This is a genomic window from Amphritea atlantica, assembly GCF_018860855.1.
GTDB lineage: Bacteria > Pseudomonadota > Gammaproteobacteria > Pseudomonadales > Balneatricaceae > Amphritea > Amphritea atlantica_A.
The window spans coordinates 90,554-107,704 of the sequence record NZ_JAHKQE010000002.1 but is presented as its reverse complement, the minus strand read 5'-3'; the positions used below and the strand labels follow the sequence as shown (position 1 = coordinate 107,704).

Annotated in this window: 12 protein-coding genes and 4 tRNA genes; 7 read left to right on the top strand and 9 right to left on the bottom strand. The window is 47.4% G+C overall.

Annotated features, from left to right (window positions below):
- The 7 genes from KO512_RS00735 to serB form a co-directional block, all read left to right on the top strand.
- A partial coding sequence (locus KO512_RS00735) for a calcium-binding protein (RefSeq protein WP_215950420.1) occupies window positions 1-1,551 on the top strand: 1,551 nt, incomplete at its 5' end.
- A 32-nt stretch (window positions 1,552-1,583) separates the two neighbouring features.
- On the top strand, window positions 1,584-1,889 hold the full coding sequence (locus tag KO512_RS00730) for a DUF3467 domain-containing protein (RefSeq protein WP_126157769.1): 306 nt from the start codon (window positions 1,584-1,586) through the stop codon (window positions 1,887-1,889).
- Between the two features lie 93 nt (window positions 1,890-1,982).
- Window positions 1,983-3,806, top strand: coding sequence for an HlyD family efflux transporter periplasmic adaptor subunit (locus KO512_RS00725; RefSeq protein WP_215950419.1), 1,824 nt, complete (start codon window positions 1,983-1,985; stop codon window positions 3,804-3,806).
- Window positions 3,807-3,840: 34 nt separating this feature from the next.
- Window positions 3,841-5,988: an efflux RND transporter periplasmic adaptor subunit gene (locus KO512_RS00720; RefSeq protein ID WP_215950418.1), complete on the top strand. Its 2,148-nt coding sequence runs from the start codon at window positions 3,841-3,843 to the stop codon at window positions 5,986-5,988.
- Window positions 5,981-7,975, top strand: coding sequence for a prepilin peptidase (locus tag KO512_RS00715; RefSeq protein WP_215950417.1), 1,995 nt, complete (start codon window positions 5,981-5,983; stop codon window positions 7,973-7,975). Before KO512_RS00720 ends, KO512_RS00715 begins: the two co-directional genes overlap by 8 nt.
- A complete protein-coding gene (locus tag KO512_RS00710; RefSeq protein WP_215950416.1) occupies window positions 7,972-8,718 on the top strand; it encodes an efflux RND transporter periplasmic adaptor subunit in 747 nt (248 codons plus the stop codon). The genes KO512_RS00715 and KO512_RS00710 overlap by 4 nt, the downstream gene beginning before the upstream one ends.
- A gap of 298 nt (window positions 8,719-9,016) precedes the next feature.
- Entirely contained in the window at window positions 9,017-10,243 is a 1,227-nt protein-coding gene (serB, locus tag KO512_RS00705) for a phosphoserine phosphatase SerB (RefSeq protein WP_215950415.1), read from the top strand.
- Window positions 10,244-10,299: 56 nt separating this feature from the next.
- Here serB and KO512_RS00700 read toward each other — a convergent pair whose 3' ends face one another.
- From KO512_RS00700 to KO512_RS00660, 9 genes are all read right to left on the bottom strand, one after another.
- Window positions 10,300-12,435, bottom strand: coding sequence for an EAL domain-containing protein (locus tag KO512_RS00700; protein ID WP_215950414.1), 2,136 nt, complete (start codon window positions 12,433-12,435; stop codon window positions 10,300-10,302).
- 537 nt (window positions 12,436-12,972) lie between these two features.
- Window positions 12,973-13,047, bottom strand: a tRNA-Gln gene (locus KO512_RS00695).
- Between the two features lie 9 nt (window positions 13,048-13,056).
- Window positions 13,057-13,133: transfer RNA gene (locus KO512_RS00690), tRNA-Met, on the bottom strand.
- 110 nt (window positions 13,134-13,243) lie between these two features.
- Window positions 13,244-13,318, bottom strand: a tRNA-Gln gene (locus KO512_RS00685).
- A gap of 18 nt (window positions 13,319-13,336) precedes the next feature.
- Window positions 13,337-13,413: transfer RNA gene (locus KO512_RS00680), tRNA-Met, on the bottom strand.
- Between the two features lie 189 nt (window positions 13,414-13,602).
- The gene (gene ychF, locus KO512_RS00675) at window positions 13,603-14,694 is read right to left on the bottom strand and encodes a redox-regulated ATPase YchF (protein ID WP_215950413.1); all 1,092 of its coding nucleotides are present in this window, start codon (window positions 14,692-14,694) and stop codon (window positions 13,603-13,605) included.
- 16 nt (window positions 14,695-14,710) lie between these two features.
- Window positions 14,711-15,304, bottom strand: coding sequence for an aminoacyl-tRNA hydrolase (gene pth, locus KO512_RS00670; RefSeq protein WP_215950412.1), 594 nt, complete (start codon window positions 15,302-15,304; stop codon window positions 14,711-14,713).
- 22 nt (window positions 15,305-15,326) lie between these two features.
- On the bottom strand, window positions 15,327-15,926 hold the full coding sequence (locus KO512_RS00665) for a 50S ribosomal protein L25/general stress protein Ctc (RefSeq protein WP_215950411.1): 600 nt from the start codon (window positions 15,924-15,926) through the stop codon (window positions 15,327-15,329).
- A gap of 129 nt (window positions 15,927-16,055) precedes the next feature.
- Window positions 16,056-16,997 carry a ribose-phosphate pyrophosphokinase gene (locus tag KO512_RS00660; protein WP_126157759.1) on the bottom strand — a complete coding sequence of 314 codons (942 nt, stop codon included), beginning with the start codon at window positions 16,995-16,997 and terminating at the stop codon, window positions 16,056-16,058.
- Window positions 16,998-17,151: the final 154 nt, after the last annotated feature.

Genomic DNA, 17,151 nt, shown 5'->3' with positions numbered 1-17,151 from the left:
CAATATGTTGATGGGATGGCGGTACGTTTGCTGTCGACGGATGTCGATGAGACAACCACCGGCCTAGATACCATTGATGCAGGGGATGGCAGTAACCGCGTGATCGGCGGCTTCAATGCCGATAGAGTAACCACCGGCGATGGTGTGGATGTGATCTTGGGTGATGCCGGTGAGTTGATCTATGTTGATAATGTTATTACGCGAGTAACGTCAGCGGAAACTTCAATCGGTGGTGCTGACACTATTCAAAGCGGAGATGGTGATAACGTTATTCTGGCTGGTCCTGGGGCGGATAGCGTTGTCACGGGTATCGGTGACGATGTCGTTCTAGGCGATACCGGTGAGGTGCTATTTGACACGGGCCGACTACAAAGCATTATGACTAGCAACGAGGGCGATGGTGAAGACCATATCAACACGGATGCTGGCGATGACATTATCTTTAGCGGCTTAGGCAGTGATGTTATCAACTCTGGTGCAGATAACGACATTGTGATTGCCGATACCGGTGTCCTGAATTATAACTTTACCTCAGAACCTGCCGTATTAATCAGAAATGATGTCGATGCGAATTTAGGCGGGAACGACATTGTTAATCTGGGTGCGGGCAACGATATTGGGCTTGGTGGTGCCGGTTCTGATTCGATTCGTGGCGAGGAGGGCGAGGATGCCATCTTTGGTGACTTTGTTAATATTACAATAGCGAATTCAGGGCTGAGGGATTTCCAGTCTACTTTACCGACCTTTGGCGCCAGTGACATTCTGTCAGGCGGAGACGGATTTGACATTATGGTCGGTGGTAGTGGCTTTGATTATTACGATGGTAGTTTAATCACCGATGTCATTATCGGTAACTATGCGCGTATTCAGGATTCCGCAGACTTCACCTCTTTATTGATTGTTTCTGACCCGACTAACCGTGAAGTTATATCTTCTAGCCTGTTTAGCATCTATGGTGTTAATACGGATATAGCGCAAGAAGAGGATGATGACATCTTTATAGACTCTGGGGACTCTGACGCTGAACCACTGCGTATTGATACGGCCTTGCGTTTAACGCCACTGTTGAATGGCGAAGAGCTTTCCCGCTTGTCTGATCAAGAGCTGCAAGAGTTTTTGCGGAATCTTCCACTGCTTGGTGTTGAGCAACGAAGAGGATCGGGTCATACATCTAGACCTGTTAGCGTACCAGTCGAAGAGCAGAAACCTACAGCCCCTGTCGCGCCAGATGATGCCATAATTCCAGTGGCTATGGTGAATGAACGGCCAGCGCAAGATAGGTCTTGGCTGTCAACCGCTAGCGATTCTGAAAAGAGTGTTGATGGTGAAGCAACGGAGCTGGACCGTGAGTATGCCGCGCCGGCAAGTGAACCCTTATCGGATTCATTGGCCATTGGTCTGCTGTTAGCGGCTAATGTGGCAGGGCAGCGAGGATGGCGACTTGGGCGCTTAAGTAATGAAGACAATGTTATTCAGGGAGATTTGCAAGACTTGCGAAGAGCACAGTCCAGTCGGAAGTATTCGATCTGGCAGAAAAAGGATTTAACATGAAGTTATTTAAACGAAAACATTGAGGAATTAAGATGTCTGGCGATACGGTAGAAAATAAGAAAGCAAGTGGACCGACAATTCGTTGGGACGACAGCAAGATGCGTAGTACTTACGCCAATGTGTGTAATGTTTCCAGTACACGCGAGGAAGTGACGCTGTTGTTTGGTACCAACCAAGCATGGCGCGCAGGTCAAAAAGAAGTCGGTATTGAATTAACGGATCGTATGATTGTTAGCCCTTTTGCGGCAAAGCGTTTATCGCTGCTGTTGAATGGTGTTGTGGAAGAGTATGAAAAGCGTTTTGGTAAGCTTGATGATACCGGCGTAAATAAAAATTAAGGAATCGAGAGTGGGTTAGTTTATAAACGCTTCGGTATGTTTTGGCATGCCGGGGCATTTTTATATTTAGACACATAAAAAAAGAATCTATTTATGGGTGAGATCACAGCTTCGTTGCCTGACTCTATTCAGCAGCTGAATGGGTTGTTGGATACCCATCATGATAATTGGCATTTTACCTGGCTGGAGTGGTTGTGCGGTCAATTACCCCAGGTTCGCGTCGCATTAGTCGTTGCCGATGAAGCACACAGTGGACAGTTTCATTCGATGGCCGTTTGGCCCGAAGTGGGCACTCAGGATAAATTACTACTGGATGCAGCGGACGAGACTCTGAAGTCAAAACAGCCGCTGATCATGCCTTTAGATGATGGTAAACATCATATTGGCAGTTACCCCGTTTTTGTCGATGGCGCGTTGCGCGCGGTCGTTACTGTGTTGCTGAGCGCTACAGATGAAGTGGAGTTACACAAGGCATTGGCGGTGATTGAGTATTGCGCTGGATGGCTTGAGTTACGCTTATCTCGCAACCTGTTAAATACGGTTGCCCAAGATAATCAACGGCAACATATTGTTATCGATAGTATTGCCCATGTACTTGGCGAGCGTGATTTTGAGCATGCAGCGCTGCGCTTTGTAAATTTGATGGGGCAATATCTAGACGCCGAACGAGTCGTGCTCGGATTTGTTAAAAATGCTGAGTTAGAGGTCCATTCTGAGTCAAATAGTAGCGGCCATAGTAAGAAACATGAGTTAGTTAAATTAACGACTCAGGCGATGCAGGAAGCCGTTGATCAACAAGAATCTATCGTATGGCCCGCTCTGGATGGCCATAACCGGGTAACACACGCGCATAGTATTTTGGCGGTAGAAAAAGGGCAGCGCGCCCTGATGACGATACCGCTGGTTGATAAAGAAGACTGTTACGGTGCGGTGCTCTTTGATCGGCCGATTGATCAGCCATTCAGCCAAGAAGAACAGCTTACGGCTGAAGCATTGACTAACTTTGTCGGCGTGGTACTTGAAGAGAAACGTCAGTCTTGTTTACCTCTGTATGCCTACGTTTATCGTAGTGTTAAAAATCAATTAAGTTTGTTGTTTGGTCCTGGTCATCTTGGTCGGAAAATTACTCTATTTAGTCTGCTCTTGTTATCTCTCTTTTTTAGTCTGATGCCCGGCCGTTACAATATCAGCGCGGATGCTGTCATCGAGGGCGCTGAGATCCGCTCTATCGTTGCCCCCTATGATGGTTATTTACAGAATGCGACACTCAGGGCGGGGGATACGCTAAAACAAGGGGCGTTGTTAGCCGAACTGGATACGCGAGAATTACGCTTGCAGTTGATGAGCTGGGTCAACCAAGAGGCTACATCGCGGCGTAAGTATGAAGAAGCCTTAGCGAGAAACGAGCGCACGCAAGTGCAGATTAATAATGCTCAGGGTAAGCGGGCGCAGGCTGAAATAAAGCTGCTTGAATATCAGATATCTCAGGCGGTGATGAAAGCGCCATTTGATGCCTTGATTGTGTCGGGGGATTTGAGTCAGAGAATCGGCACTCTGTTACGACAGGGCGATGTATTATTTGAATTATCCCCCCGTCGTCACTTCAGGTTAGCCATGTATGTGGATGAATTTAGAATTAATGATATCCGTCAAGGGCAAACCGGTCAGCTGGTGTTATCTGCTCTACCTGACCAGAAGTTTTCGTTTACCGTCACGCGTATAAATCCTATGGCTGAAGTGCTCGAAGGGGCGACGGTTTATCGTGTTGAAGCTGATTTTGACAATAAGGATGAGATGTTACGTGTCGGCCTCGAAGGGGTGGCGCAGATATATGTTGATGAGCGTCTATTGATCAGTATCTGGACGCGCAGCATGGTTGATTGGATGAAACTTCAATTGTGGCGTTTCTGGGGGTAGTGCCGTTGTCTCGGTGCGCAGATAGGGAATTATCATGAGTGCTAATTTGTTTTCCAGCGATTGGTATCAAATTGCCGAATTGAAACCGCGGTTACGGCACCATGTGACGGTTAATGCTCACCGTTATCGAGGCAAACGTTGGTATGTTCTTGAAGATCATGTAACCGGTCAGGTGAGACGGCTTTCACCTCAGTCTTATCTTATCGTTGGTTTGATGAATGGCGAACGAACGATTGATCGGTTATGGGAGCTCTCATCGCAGCGCCTAGGCGAAGAGATGCCGACGCATGAGGAGATGCTGCAATTACTGGCAAGCCTGTATCAAGCCAACCTCGTCGGTATGGATACGAGTGGTGATATCAGTGAATTATTTGAGCGTGGTAAAGAAGCCGAACGCACGCGCTGGATGTCTAAACTGAAGTCTCCGCTATCCATTAAAATTCCTCTGCTGGATCCTGAGCGTTTCTTGGTTGCGACGCAAAAATATATCAAGCCTCTCTTCTCTCTTACGGCGTTATGTATTTGGTGCCTCTTGGTTATTGGCATGCTTGTTATGGTGGGTCAGCATTGGGAGGAGCTAACCTCGAATGTGACCGATCGGGTGCTCGCGGCGGATAACCTAGTGCTTTTATGGTTTATCTACCCCGTAATAAAACTTATTCATGAGCTGGGACACGGTTATTGTGTTAAGCGAGGTGGCGGTGAAGTTCACGAATTGGGTGTTATGTTATTGGTGCTGCTACCCATGCCTTATGTGGATGCTTCGTCAACCAATGCCTTTGCGGATAAGAAACAACGTATTTTAGTCGGATCTGCCGGTATCATCGTCGAGCTGTTTATTGCTGCGGTGGCGATGTTTATCTGGGTGAATGCTGAGCCAGGCCTTATCAAATCGATAGCGTACAATATTATCTTTATCGCTGGATTATCCACTGTGATGGTGAACGGCAACCCTCTACTTAGGTTCGATGGTTATTACATACTGGCGGATCTTATTGAGATACCTAATCTTGGCCAGCGCTCGAATCAATACTGGGGATGGCTGACAAAGCGTTTTATGTTTGGCGTTAGTGGCTTGGCGTCACCGGCCTATGATCGGCGTGAAGCACTGTGGTTGTTTTTTTACGGCTTTGCCTCGTACATTTATCGTATGTTCTTGATGGTCACCATTGTGTTATTTGTGGCGCAGCAATATTTCTTTGTGGGTATCGTTCTTGCGGTTTGGGCGCTGATTGGTACTTTAATCGTGCCAAACTTTAAGCTACTAAAAAAAGCATGGCAGGACTCGGATATTCGCACTGGGCGCCGCAGCCCGACCGTGATGATTCCCGTGGCTGCAGGTATTGTTGTGCTTCTTTTATGTGTCATGCCGTTGCCGTTGACCACCAGTGTTGAGGGAGTGGTGCAGATGGACGATCAACGCCGAGTTCTCGCCGAGGAAAACTGCTTTGTCGAGCAGCTGCATAAGCCGCCTGGCTCTATTGTTGAGAAAGGCGATTTACTGATCAGCTGTAGCAATCCTCAGTTGCGTACTGAACAATTAGTTTTACAGCAGCAGTACCTCGAGTCCAGTGCAGAACGGCAAGGCGTCTGGAATGATCCGGTGCAGTTAAAAATATATGATGATCAACTGTCACGGCTCAATTTGGAGCTGAAAGAGAGCGAAGCACGGTTAGCATCTTTAAATCTTTATGCTCAGGCCGATGGCATTTGGTCGCTCAGAAATGCAGCGGATCTGTCAGGTATGTTTTTGAAACGTGGTGATCTTATCGGCCATGTTATAACCAATGATCATGTTTCGATTCTGGGTATGGTGCCGGAAGCTGATATTGAATTAGTGCGCGATAAATCAGTGGCTATATCTGCGTTACAAACATCGGATCTTAATACACAGTTAACACCCACTAGTTGGTCGGTTTTCCCTGCGGCGACTAAAGAGCCTGTCAGTGGAATACTGACTGAAACGGCGGGAGGGAGCATCATTATGGATCCTTCCTCCTCTTCTTCGGACACACCGCAATCACTAAGGCAGTACTTTATCGTTGCGTTGGAGTTTGGGCACTTTCCCATAGTGTTTGTTGATGAGCGTATCCATCTGAAATTTGAGCATCCGCCAGAAGCTATTATTTATAGGCTGTACCGCGTGGTTCGTCGTACTTTCTTGGAGTACTTCGATGTCTGAATATGCGAGTAAACAACCGGTTGTTGCAGGCTTACGCAACGAATATAAATGGCAGGAAAGTAATTGGCTCGATACATTTCTGAAGAGATCAAAGGAGCGGTCAAAAAAGTTAGGCGGCAAGTTGTTGCGACGCAACGAGCGGATGGTGAAAGCAATATTCAAACGCTCGGCGGCGCTCGAACACTATACAGCGGATGAGCTTGCGTTAGCGTTGGATACTAGTCGTCAGAAATTACGGTTAGAAGGCATCAATACCGCAACGATTATCGAAGCGTTCTCTGTGATAAGAGAGGTTAGTGGTCGCGTATTGGGGATGCGTCACCATCATACACAGATTCGGACCTCCTTAGCGATGTTGCGCGGCGGCATTGCTGAGATGTCGACAGGCGAAGGGAAAACCTTGGCGGCCACCTTGGCTGCGGCGACTGCAGGTCTCGCCGGTATTCCGGTGCATGTTGTCACTATCAACGATTATCTGGCCGAGCGAGATGGTGAAGAGATGTTGCCTCTTTATCAGGCGTTAGGGCTGTCTGTCGGTATTATTATCCATGAAAGAGAGCTGCAAGAACGGCGCGAAATATACGCCTGCAATATATGCTATTGCAGCAATAAAGAACTCACCTTTGATTTTTTAAAAGACAGCTTAGTATTAGCCCATCGAAAAACCACACGTATTCAGCAAGCCTCATTACTGACGGGGGATGCCTCTTGGTCGGACAATTTATTACTACGAGGTTTGCATTTTGCTATCGTCGATGAGGCCGATAGTGTGTTTATTGATGAGGCCAGAACGCCATTGATTATCTCTGGACAAGAAAAGTTCGGTCAACGGGAAGAACGCTTGTTAAAGACCGCGATGGAGATAGGGACAAAGTATAAAAAAGAGATCGATTTTAAGCAGGATGAAAATTCAAAGATACACCTGACTGCTGCAGGGCATAAGTTATTAGTCGATTGCTGTGAACCGCTGGATGGCTTGTGGAATAGTAGTTTCTATCGTGAGCCCTTAGTGAAGCAGGCTTTAGCCGCTTTGTATGTTTATCATTTGGATAGGGATTATATTATTGATGATGAAGGGGCCGTCCAAATTGTCGATCTGTATACCGGCCGTGTGATGCCGGGGCGAAGTTGGGGGCAAGGCTTGCAGCAAATGATCGAAATGAAAGAGGGCTGTGAGCTGACCAAACCTCGGGAAACAAACGCAGAAATAAGCTATCAAAACTTTTTTAGAAAGTATCATCATTTATGCGGCATGACCGGTACGGTTCGCGAAGTTGCAGGCGAGTTATTGGATGTTTATCGGCTGCGCAGTGAAACGATTCCCTTGCTGAAAAAGAGTCAGAGGAAAAAAGGCTACTGTGAGGTGTATTTAACCGAGCAGGAAAAATGGCAACGGGTTGCTGAAGTGACCCGTGAACTGGTAGCAAAAGGCCAAGCGGTATTAATCGGTACTAACTCGGTTGCTTCATCGGAAGCCATTAGTGAGGTACTGACGAACGTATCGATTGAGCACAAGATATTGAACGCGCGGCAAGATAAAGAGGAAGCCGATATCGTTTCAGTGGCGGGTTATCCTGGCGCGGTGATGGTGGCTACCAGTATGGCGGGGCGAGGAACGGATATTAAGCTAACGGATGAAACTCGCGCATCAGGTGGTTTACATGTTGTTATTACAGAGCTTCAGGATGCTGCTAGGATAGACAGACAGTTAGCGGGTCGTAGTGCGCGCCAAGGAGACCCTGGGGCTGTCAGTGAAATTTTATCATTTGAAGATCAGTTGGTTAAAAAGATGGCCGGGCCGTTGCTGCGAAAACTTATACAGGCGATAAACACGACAGGTATCATGTTGCCGCATCGGTTGGGTTATCGCATCCAGCTCAGTTGTCAGAAGAAACTGTCACGAAGCCATTACAAACAACGTATGCAACTCATCAAAGTGGATACTCAACGTCAACGGACGTTGGCATTTACTGGAGATAAAAAATGAAAAAACAGCCTCTCATGTTTATTGTTGCGATAGGCCTTTTCTTTACTCAACTTAGTAGTCTTCAGGCGGAAGAACTAAGGTTGTCAACCTTGGGTTGCATGTTAGAGCCGAGTGAAAAGGTGGAGATCAGTTCGCCGGTGATGGGGGTGCTGGATAAGGTGATGGTTAAGCGTGGAGATAGCGTTGAAAAGGGGCAAGCCCTATTTCAGCTCAAAGCGGGAGTTGAAAGGGAAGGTGTTCAATTAGCGAAAGTCAGGGCTGAGTTTGCTAAGCGCAAAGCACAACGTAATCAGGATCTTTATGACGACGATATTTTAACGGCGAGTGAACGGGATGAGATTGAAACAGAATTACTTATTGCTAAGTCCGAACTTCGCTTGAAGCAACAGGAGTTGTCGTTGCGTAAAGTTTCCAGCCCTATTAAAGGTGTGGTTGTGAATCGCTTTAATAATGCCGGTGAATTTGTTAACACGGATCCTATCTTATCCCTTGCAACATTAGATCCATTGCATGTCGATCTGTTATTGCCTGCCAGTTATTTTGGGCTGGTTTCGCTTAAGCAAGAGTTGTTGATTAAGCCTGAGTCAGAGACGATTGATGCAAACACCGCTACCGTGGTTATCGTGGATCCTTTGATTGACTCTGCCAGTGGTACTTTTCGTGTGCAGTTAGTGATGCGAAATCCAGATGGCAACATTCCGGCGGGTATTCGTTGCACCGCGCAGACTATCAGCAAACCATAGCAAGCGACGACTGCTCAATTGTTTGGGCTGGGCATGTAAAAGTCTCAGGTCGTCTTATTAGCAAATCCCTAGCGGGTTTACGGGCCTGTTTAATTGACGGACATAGTGGCGATCTATCAATAACATAAACAGTAGCAACGCTTTTCTGCTGTTTACTGAAATAGAGATCCCCCTTGTCAGCACGGGTAAAATAAGTGAAACAGCGGATTCAAATGCAGTATCCGCTTCGATCTTTAACAGTATTAAATTATAGCGGTGGTATAATCCGCCCATCTTCAGTACGCATTGCGAATAGGTCATGAAAGAGATCATCCTGCTTAACATCTCCGGCCAAGACAAGCCGGGCGTCACATCGTCTATCACCAATATTTTGACCCAGTTTGATATTAATATTCTTGATATCGGCCAGGCGGTCATTCATAACACCCTGTCATTGGGCATCCTGATTGGGGTTCCTGAAGAAGCCGAGGCATCCAGCTTATTACGAGACATCTTGTTTAAGGCCCATGAGCTGGATATGAATATCCGCTTTGAGCCGGTGACTGAGAGCGAATATGAAAGCTGGGTGAGTGAGCAGGGTAAGTCCCGGCACATCATTACCCTGTTAGCTCGCAAAATTACCGCAGAGCATATCGGCAAGGTCACTCAAACCGCTGCTGATCATGGTTTGAATATCGATAATATCAGTCGTCTATCAGGCCGTTTGTCTATCGATGAAGTTTCTAAGGGGCAAACCGGCGAAAAGACCCGTGCCTGTGTCGAATTCTCAGTACGAGGCGCACCGGCTGATTCTGCTCAACTGCGCGAAGAGTTTTTGCGTATCGCTAGCGATCTGGATGTGGATATCGCCTTCCAGAAGGATGATATCTACCGTCGGAACCGTCGCTTAGTGGTGTTTGATATGGACTCCACTCTGATTGAAGCGGAGGTGATCGATGAGCTGGCTAAAGAGGCGGGTGTCGGCGATCAGGTGGCTGAGATTACCGAAGCGGCGATGCGTGGCGAGATTGACTTCACTGAGAGCTTTAAACGCCGTATGGCGCTGCTGAAAGGGCTAGATGAGTCGGTATTGGAACGCATTGCCCATAACCTACCCTTAACCGAAGGCGTAGAAGAGCTAGTGTCTAAGCTGAAGGCACTGGGCTTCAAAACCGCGATCTTATCCGGTGGCTTTAACTACTTTGCCAATTATCTGCAGCAAAAGATGGGTTTTGACTACGTCTATGCAAACGAGTTAGAAATTGTCGATGGCAAGGTCACCGGTAATGTCACGGGCTCTGTTGTTGATGGTAAGCGAAAAGCAGAGCTGCTGCGTAAGATTGCTGAGAAAGAGGGCATTCGTTTAGAGCAGACCATTGCCGTAGGTGATGGCGCTAATGATCTGCCGATGCTCTCTATTGCCGGTTTAGGGATCGCGTTTAGGGCCAAGCCTTTGGTGCGTAAGAGTGCTAAGCAGGCGATCTCTACCCTGGGACTCGATGGAATTCTTTATCTTATCGGTTTCCGTGATCGGGATCGGTTATAACACATTCGTGAGTTAAGCACGCATCAAGAAAAAAACCGCCAGTTGGCGGTTTTTTGCTATTCAAAGAAGTCGTAGTTCATCTCTTCGGAGGGGGGCTGTAGATAGTATCCCTGAATATAATCCACGCCAAATTTCCAGAGTTTACCCATCAGTTGAGTGTCCTCTACGTAGGGGGCGATATTGCTAATATTAGCGTGCTTAAGGTCTTTAATCAGGGAAGCGAAGGCTTTGTCTGATTCGGTTGAGCTACTTAAATCTTGAATGTAGGAACCATCCAGTTTAACCAGATCTGGCTTGAGCTTAATACGTAATAACTCACGGTTTTCAGAGATGCCGAAGTGCTTGATGCAGAATTTACAGCCCAGCTTTTTCAGACCAAATCTGAAATGCTCGGCCTGTAGTTGGCTGGTACTCAAATCGGATTCACTGATTTGAAAGACAACCAATTCTGCTGGAATACGGTGCTCTTTCAGTTTATCGGCAATCCAACCAAGTTCGTCTTGGTCCTGATAAAAGCTGGCGGTCAGGTTAATAAATATTCGGCAGCGCTGTTTATGGTTTAGCTGTTTTGTCATTTGACTAAAGGTATGTTCGATTACCCATTTGTCGATCTGAATACTGGTATCGGAATGGTCCATCGTGGAGAGGAATATATTGGGCGATAGCGCCTCATCGTTCTCATTTTCCTGTAACCGGAGGAATACCTCATAGTTCCCCCAGCCGTTAGCTGAAGCCAGTGCCACGATCGGTTGAAACAGGAGGTGGAACTTATCATTTTTCAACGCATCTTGGATCATTTTGATAGATGAATCATTGATATCTTCCAGTTCATCCTCTGGGGTTTCAAACAGTTTTACACAGTTTCCTCGCTGACCATTATTGCGCGCTTCATCAGCGGCCTGTCGAGCTCGATCAATCAGCTCAATATAATGAGGTGCGTTATCATTGATGGTGCTGACACCGATGCTACAGCTGGTTTGTACGCTGGTGCCAGCGACATCAATCTTGAGTTGTGCAACCGAGCTACACAGGTGCTCAGCCAGCTTCATCGCTTTGTCGGGGCTAGGGTCGTGGAACAGAATGGCAAAAACGTCATCTTCCAGTCGCGCACAGATATGGGTTTTGTTGATTTTTTTACGCAGCAGATCGGCAACATCGGATAACACAATATCGCTACCGGTGACCCCGAGCTCTGATTGCAATGCACTGTAGTTATCAAATCGAATATAGAGAAGGCTACAGTCGGCCCCTCCGATCAGTGCACGGTGGGCGGCTTTTTCTAAGGCATTGATAATGTAATCTGCATCATATAGCCGAGTAGTTGGGTCGAGATTTTCAAAGGTTGTTTCATTGTCATCACTATCGGGGCTAATCATGACCTGTAGGCAGTCTTGATTCATATAGTGCGCATGTTGAATGGTAAATGCCGCTTCAAAGTTGGTGCCATCAATACGGCGTGCTTTCAACTCTGTTTTGATGATGTGATTGCTATTTTCGAGAGCGTCTTGCAGTGCTGTTTTCAAGCGATCACGATCTTTTAGAACGGTGAATTTATCCAGTGTTTGATGTTCTAGATTGTTGTTTTCTTCCAACCCGAACAGTTCCGTAAAGGCAGGGTTGCTGTATATAGGCACAAGGCTGTTGGTAAGGTAAACGATTGGCAGACTGGCGAGATCGGCTAGATGCTGGCACTGCTTTTCTGTCTGAGCCAGTTCAGCTTCAATAATGCGTAGACGCCGTCGAGTCTCAAGATGTTCAAGTTGTCGCCGAATTTGAATTAACAGCAGTTCCTGTTCATCCAGCGAAATGACGGTTGCCATTCGTGCTTTTAGCCCTTGCAAGAGCGCTTGGCTGCTACTTTTAGGGACCAGTTGAATGATGGGAATATCTTTATTTAGCCGGTGAATAATCTGGGCGGCTTCTTTAGCGCCAAATTGGCCTTCGATCTGGGGGCTAAGAATAAGATCCCACGAGCGCTCACTGAGCGCTGCATTCAGTTCTTCAGCCGATTGTATCTGCTGCCCACGGGGAGCCATCCTGGCGCCACGTAACAGGGTGATAATCGGGTCTGTTTCCTCGGCGGTTAGGCTGAGAAAGAGGATATGTACATTTTTACGTAGTCGCTGGCGCTTCTCTGAAACAATCCTTTTAAACAGTCCGCTTGGAGCGCCGGTTGTTGCTTGATCATTCATTGTATTCTTCTGCGGTTAAAACTCCCTATGTACATACGAGTGTATCTGCTTTGAGTCACTCTGTCAGCGATGAATATCAGCGGTTGAATTATAAAAGTAGAGATTGAAAGCAGTGGATGTTCCACCTGACATAACATGATGGTTGCGCGTGAACCTACTGTTGGGAACTGAAGATAGGGGTGTTTGTTGAGCAGAGAGATAAAGCAAGAAATGGCTGGGGTAGGAGGATTGATCCTTATCGTCTGATGACGATAAGTTCCCTGCGGGCTTCGCTGTCGCTCGTCTCAAATTGCTTCGCAATTAGTCGAACCTCGAGGTTCTCGTGCAAACTGAAAGTTAGGCGTTATATTTGAGTATGACAGAGGGGAAAGAAATGGCTGGGGTAGGAGGATTGATCCTTATCGTCTGATGACGATAAGTCCCCTGCGGGCTTCGCTGTCGCTCGTCTCAAATTGCTTCGCAATTAGTCGAACCTAAAGGTTCTCGTGCAAACTAAAAGTTAGGTGTTATATTTGAGTATGGCAGAGGGGAAAGAAATGGCTGGGGTAGGAGGATTCGAACCTCCGCATGACGAGATCAAAACCCGTTGCCTTACCGCTTGGCGATACCCCAGCAACAAAATGGTGGCAATAGCGGGACTCGAACCTGCGACCCTCGCATTATGAATGCGATGCTCTAACCAGCTGAGCTATATTGCCATCTATATAACAGTGGGTTTAAAAACCGTTATACAAATATGATTGATAATTATCAGGTTGACCTGATGTTCACCAATCTTTCTTAACGCTATTAAATAGTGTTAAGAAAATGGCTGGGGTAGGAGGATTCGAACCTCCGCATGACGAGATCAAAACCCGTTGCCTTACCGCTTGGCGATACCCCAGCAATGTTGATAAGTGAATGGTGGCAATAGCGGGACTCGAACCTGCGACCCTCGCATTATGAATGCGATGCTCTAACCAGCTGAGCTATATTGCCTTAGCACTTATCAAGGCCGCGAATTATTCTCTTTTTTGGTAATCATGTCAACTGATTAGAGGGAAAAAACCGTTAATTTCTCTCGCTTCTGCGGAGCAAAAAAATAGCCATGCTGAATGACTTCAGAATGGCTATTTTTTATACGATAAATTGCCTTAGATATGCAGGCTAATTCGCTCGTGGTTGGTTTTAGACGTTAAATCGGAAGTGCACAACATCGCCGTCTTTCAGGATGTACTCTTTGCCTTCAAGACGCCATTTACCGGCATCCTTCGCGCCCGCTTCACCTTTATATTGAATAAAGTCTTCATAGGCGATCACTTCAGCGCGAATAAAGCCTTTCTGGAAATCCGTGTGGATAACACCAGCGCCTTCAGGGGCAGTTGCTCCCTCTTTGACGGTCCAAGCGCGGACTTCTTTAACACCTGCGGTGAAGTAAGTGTGTAGGCCTAATAGGGAGTAACCTGCACGGATTACCCGATCAAGACCCGGTTCTTCCATGCCCATCTCTTGCAAGAATTCGAGTTTCTCTTCATCTTCCAGTTCAGAGATTTCCGCTTCCATCTTATTACAGATAACAACGACGGCCGCGCCTTCCTCTTCTGCTAAGGTGATAACTTTGTCTAAATGAGGGTTGTTTTCAAAGCCGTCTTCCGCCACGTTGGCGATATACATGGTCGGTTTGATGGTCAGCAGATGGAACTGAAGGATCTCTGCATGCTCTTCATCATTTAGCTCAAGCGCGCGAACCGGTTTTCCCTGTTCCAGTTGGGCGAGCACTTTTTCCAAGATGGCTTTTGATTTCAATGCCTCTTTGTCGCCGCTTTTGGCAATACGAGTCACTTTATTAAGCTGTTTTTCAACCGACTCAAGGTCGGCGAGTGCTAATTCAGTGTTAATAATATCGATATCATCAATAGGGTCGATCTTATTGGCAACGTGAATAACATTTTCATCTTCGAAGCAGCGAACAACATGTGCAATTGCATCGGTTTCGCGGATGTTGGCTAGGAACTTGTTACCCAGACCTTCACCTTTTGATGCACCGGCAACGAGGCCGGCAATATCAACGAATTCCATTGTGGTGGGCAATACGCGTTCAGGCTTAACAATGGCTTCGAGTGCGTCCAGACGGGGGTCTGGCATAGGTACAACACCTGCGTTTGGCTCAATCGTACAGAAAGGAAAGTTTTCTGCACCAATACCTGCTTTGGTCAGGGCGTTAAACAGAGTAGATTTACCTACGTTTGGCAAGCCTACGATGCCGCATTTGAAACCCATGGCTGTGATCCTGTCGTCAGTTGTTCGGCTTAAAGGAGTGTAAAGTGGTCATCGCTTTGTGCCAGTCGCCGCCAGCGGCTTGTTCCAACACGCGTAAGGCTTCATCGCAAGCGGCCTCCGTCAAGTTAAATTCAGAGGACGGTGCTTTTTTGAGGACAAAGCCGACAACCTCGCTTGCGCTGCCCGGATGTCCGATGCCGATGCGCAAGCGATAAAAATTCTTGTTGTTGCCTAGCTTGCTGATGATGTCGCGTAAACCGTTATGTCCGCCGTGACCGCCGCCTAATTTAAAGCGAGCAATACCGGGAGGAAGATCCAGTTCATCGTGGGCGACAAGAATATTTTCAGCAGGAATCTTATAAAAGTTAGCCAGTGAGGCAACTGCCTGGCCACTGAGATTCATAAAGGTTGTAGGGATCAGCAGGTGAACAGCTTTGCCATTCAGACTGATCTTTCCATACAGGCCGTGAAACTTGGTTTCTGGCTTGAGTTGGATAAGATGTCGGGCAGCAAGCTGCCCAACGAAGTCGGCTCCGGCGTTGTGACGGGTCTGGTCATATTTTTGGCCGGGATTTCCCAAGCCTACGATCAGTTGTATCTGGTCTTGCATACCGGAGCCTGTGGTTTAGCTATTAAGCGCCTGCTTTAGCTGCGCGTGGAGCGTAAGCCTGAGCAATACCTTGGTCACGATCAGAACCGCGACGCAATTGTACAATCTCAACACCTTTAGGCAGAGATACGCTAGACAGGTGAATAACCTGATCCATATCAACGCCTGACAGGTCAACTTCCAGAGCTTCTGGCAGATCTTCAGCTAAACAGCGAACTTTAGTAGTGTTCTGCTGGATGGTGAATTTACCTGATGCTTTACCCGCTGGAGACTGGTTAAAGTTAACGAAGTTCAGTGGTACGATGATTTCGATAGGCGCAGACTTAGTCACGCGTTGGAAATCGATGTGCATAACTGAATCTTTCGCTGGGTGGCGCTGCATATCTTTAACGATTACTTTTTCTTCTTTGCCTTCTAGGTTCAGTGTCAGGATAGAAGAGAAGAAGCTTTGATCTTCAAGCTGTTTAACCAGTACGCGGTTTTCCAGAGAGATAGACACAGGCTTTTTACGTTTGTCTCCGCCGTAAACTACAGCAGGAACAAAACCAGCATGACGTAGGCGGCGGCTCGCACCTTTCCCTTCGTCAGTACGAGGCTGTGCATTCAATACGAAATCGGTCATTTTGATACCTTCAATAAAAACAAAACTGCAAACACCTTGCGACCAGGTCTTTGCAGTTATTTCAGTAAGCCCTAAATGGGCACGTTTTCCCGTATGGGATGTTTATCAGCTACCGCTAAGCTCGTGGGCTTAACGGAACATTGCGCTAATAGATTCTTCGTTGCAGACGCGACGTACTGCTTCGGCCAGCATCGGCGCCAGCGTTAGCTGACGGATCTGACTGCATTGCTGCGCGGCTTCGCTCAGCGGAATAGTGTCGGTCACAACCAGTTCGTCGAGATCTGAACCAGTGATATTACTGATCGCTGCGCCAGACAGTACGGCATGAGTCGCGTATGCAACGACTTTGTCTGCGCCATTGGCTTTCAGTGCCGCAGCAGCTTTACAGAGCGTACCGGCGGTATCACACATGTCATCAACGAGGATGCAGGTCCGACCTTTAACATCACCGATTAGGTTCATTACCTGCGCTTCGTTGGCTTTCTCACGACGCTTATCGATAATGGCTAGATCACAACCCAGTTGCTTAGCAACCGCACGTGCACGGACAACACCACCCACATCCGGCGAGACGACAATAGGGTTGTCGTAGCATTGACGAGCGATCTCATCTAGCAGCACAGGTGAGCCGTAAACGTTATCAACAGGGACATCAAAGAAACCCTGGATTTGGTCGGCGTGAAGATCGACGGTTAATACTCGGTCAATACCAACACCCGCTAGCATGTCGGCCACTACCTTAGCGCTGATAGCGACTCGGGCAGAGCGAGGACGGCGGTCTTGGCGAGCATAACCATAATAAGGAATAACCGCGGTAATCCGACTGGCAGAGCCACGACGCAGAGCGTCAGCCATGACGATCAGTTCCATCAGGTTATCGTTGGTTGGCGCGCAGGTAGATTGGACGATAAAAACGTCTTTACCACGGGCGTTCGCATGAATCTCAACGCTGATTTCGCCATCGCTGAATTTGGTTACGGTGGCTTCGCCCATTGGAATATCGAGGCGTTCTACAACTTTTTCAGCCAGCTGGCGGTTTGCATTGCCAGTGAAGACCATCATTTTAGGCACGGTGTCTACCTTCTCGGATCTGCAGTCGTTTAATTGAGATTCGTTCATCTTATTTGGCGGGGCTTGCACTCTATTTAAACCTCAAAATAAAGGCTCAGGAGCCGCTTCCCGGCCAAGTTCTTTAAAATCGAAGCTATGATAAAAACGCTCAGAC

Excerpts from the sequence above, each read along its gene's own strand:
- KO512_RS00730 (WP_126157769.1), top strand. The coding sequence starts at position 1,584 with ATGTCTGGCGATACGGTAGAAAATAAGAAAGCAAGTGGACCGACAATT.
- pth (WP_215950412.1), bottom strand. The coding sequence starts at position 15,304 with ATGCAAGACCAGATACAACTGATCGTAGGCTTGGGAAATCCCGGCCAA.
- KO512_RS00715 (WP_215950417.1), top strand. The coding sequence starts at position 5,981 with ATGTCTGAATATGCGAGTAAACAACCGGTTGTTGCAGGCTTACGCAAC.
- ychF (WP_215950413.1), bottom strand. The coding sequence starts at position 14,694 with ATGGGTTTCAAATGCGGCATCGTAGGCTTGCCAAACGTAGGTAAATCT.
- KO512_RS00710 (WP_215950416.1), top strand. The coding sequence starts at position 7,972 with ATGAAAAAACAGCCTCTCATGTTTATTGTTGCGATAGGCCTTTTCTTT.
- KO512_RS00700 (WP_215950414.1), bottom strand. The coding sequence starts at position 12,435 with ATGAATGATCAAGCAACAACCGGCGCTCCAAGCGGACTGTTTAAAAGG.
- KO512_RS00725 (WP_215950419.1), top strand. The coding sequence starts at position 1,983 with ATGGGTGAGATCACAGCTTCGTTGCCTGACTCTATTCAGCAGCTGAAT.
- KO512_RS00720 (WP_215950418.1), top strand. The coding sequence starts at position 3,841 with ATGAGTGCTAATTTGTTTTCCAGCGATTGGTATCAAATTGCCGAATTG.
- KO512_RS00665 (WP_215950411.1), bottom strand. The coding sequence starts at position 15,926 with ATGACCGATTTCGTATTGAATGCACAGCCTCGTACTGACGAAGGGAAA.
- serB (WP_215950415.1), top strand. The coding sequence starts at position 9,017 with ATGAAAGAGATCATCCTGCTTAACATCTCCGGCCAAGACAAGCCGGGC.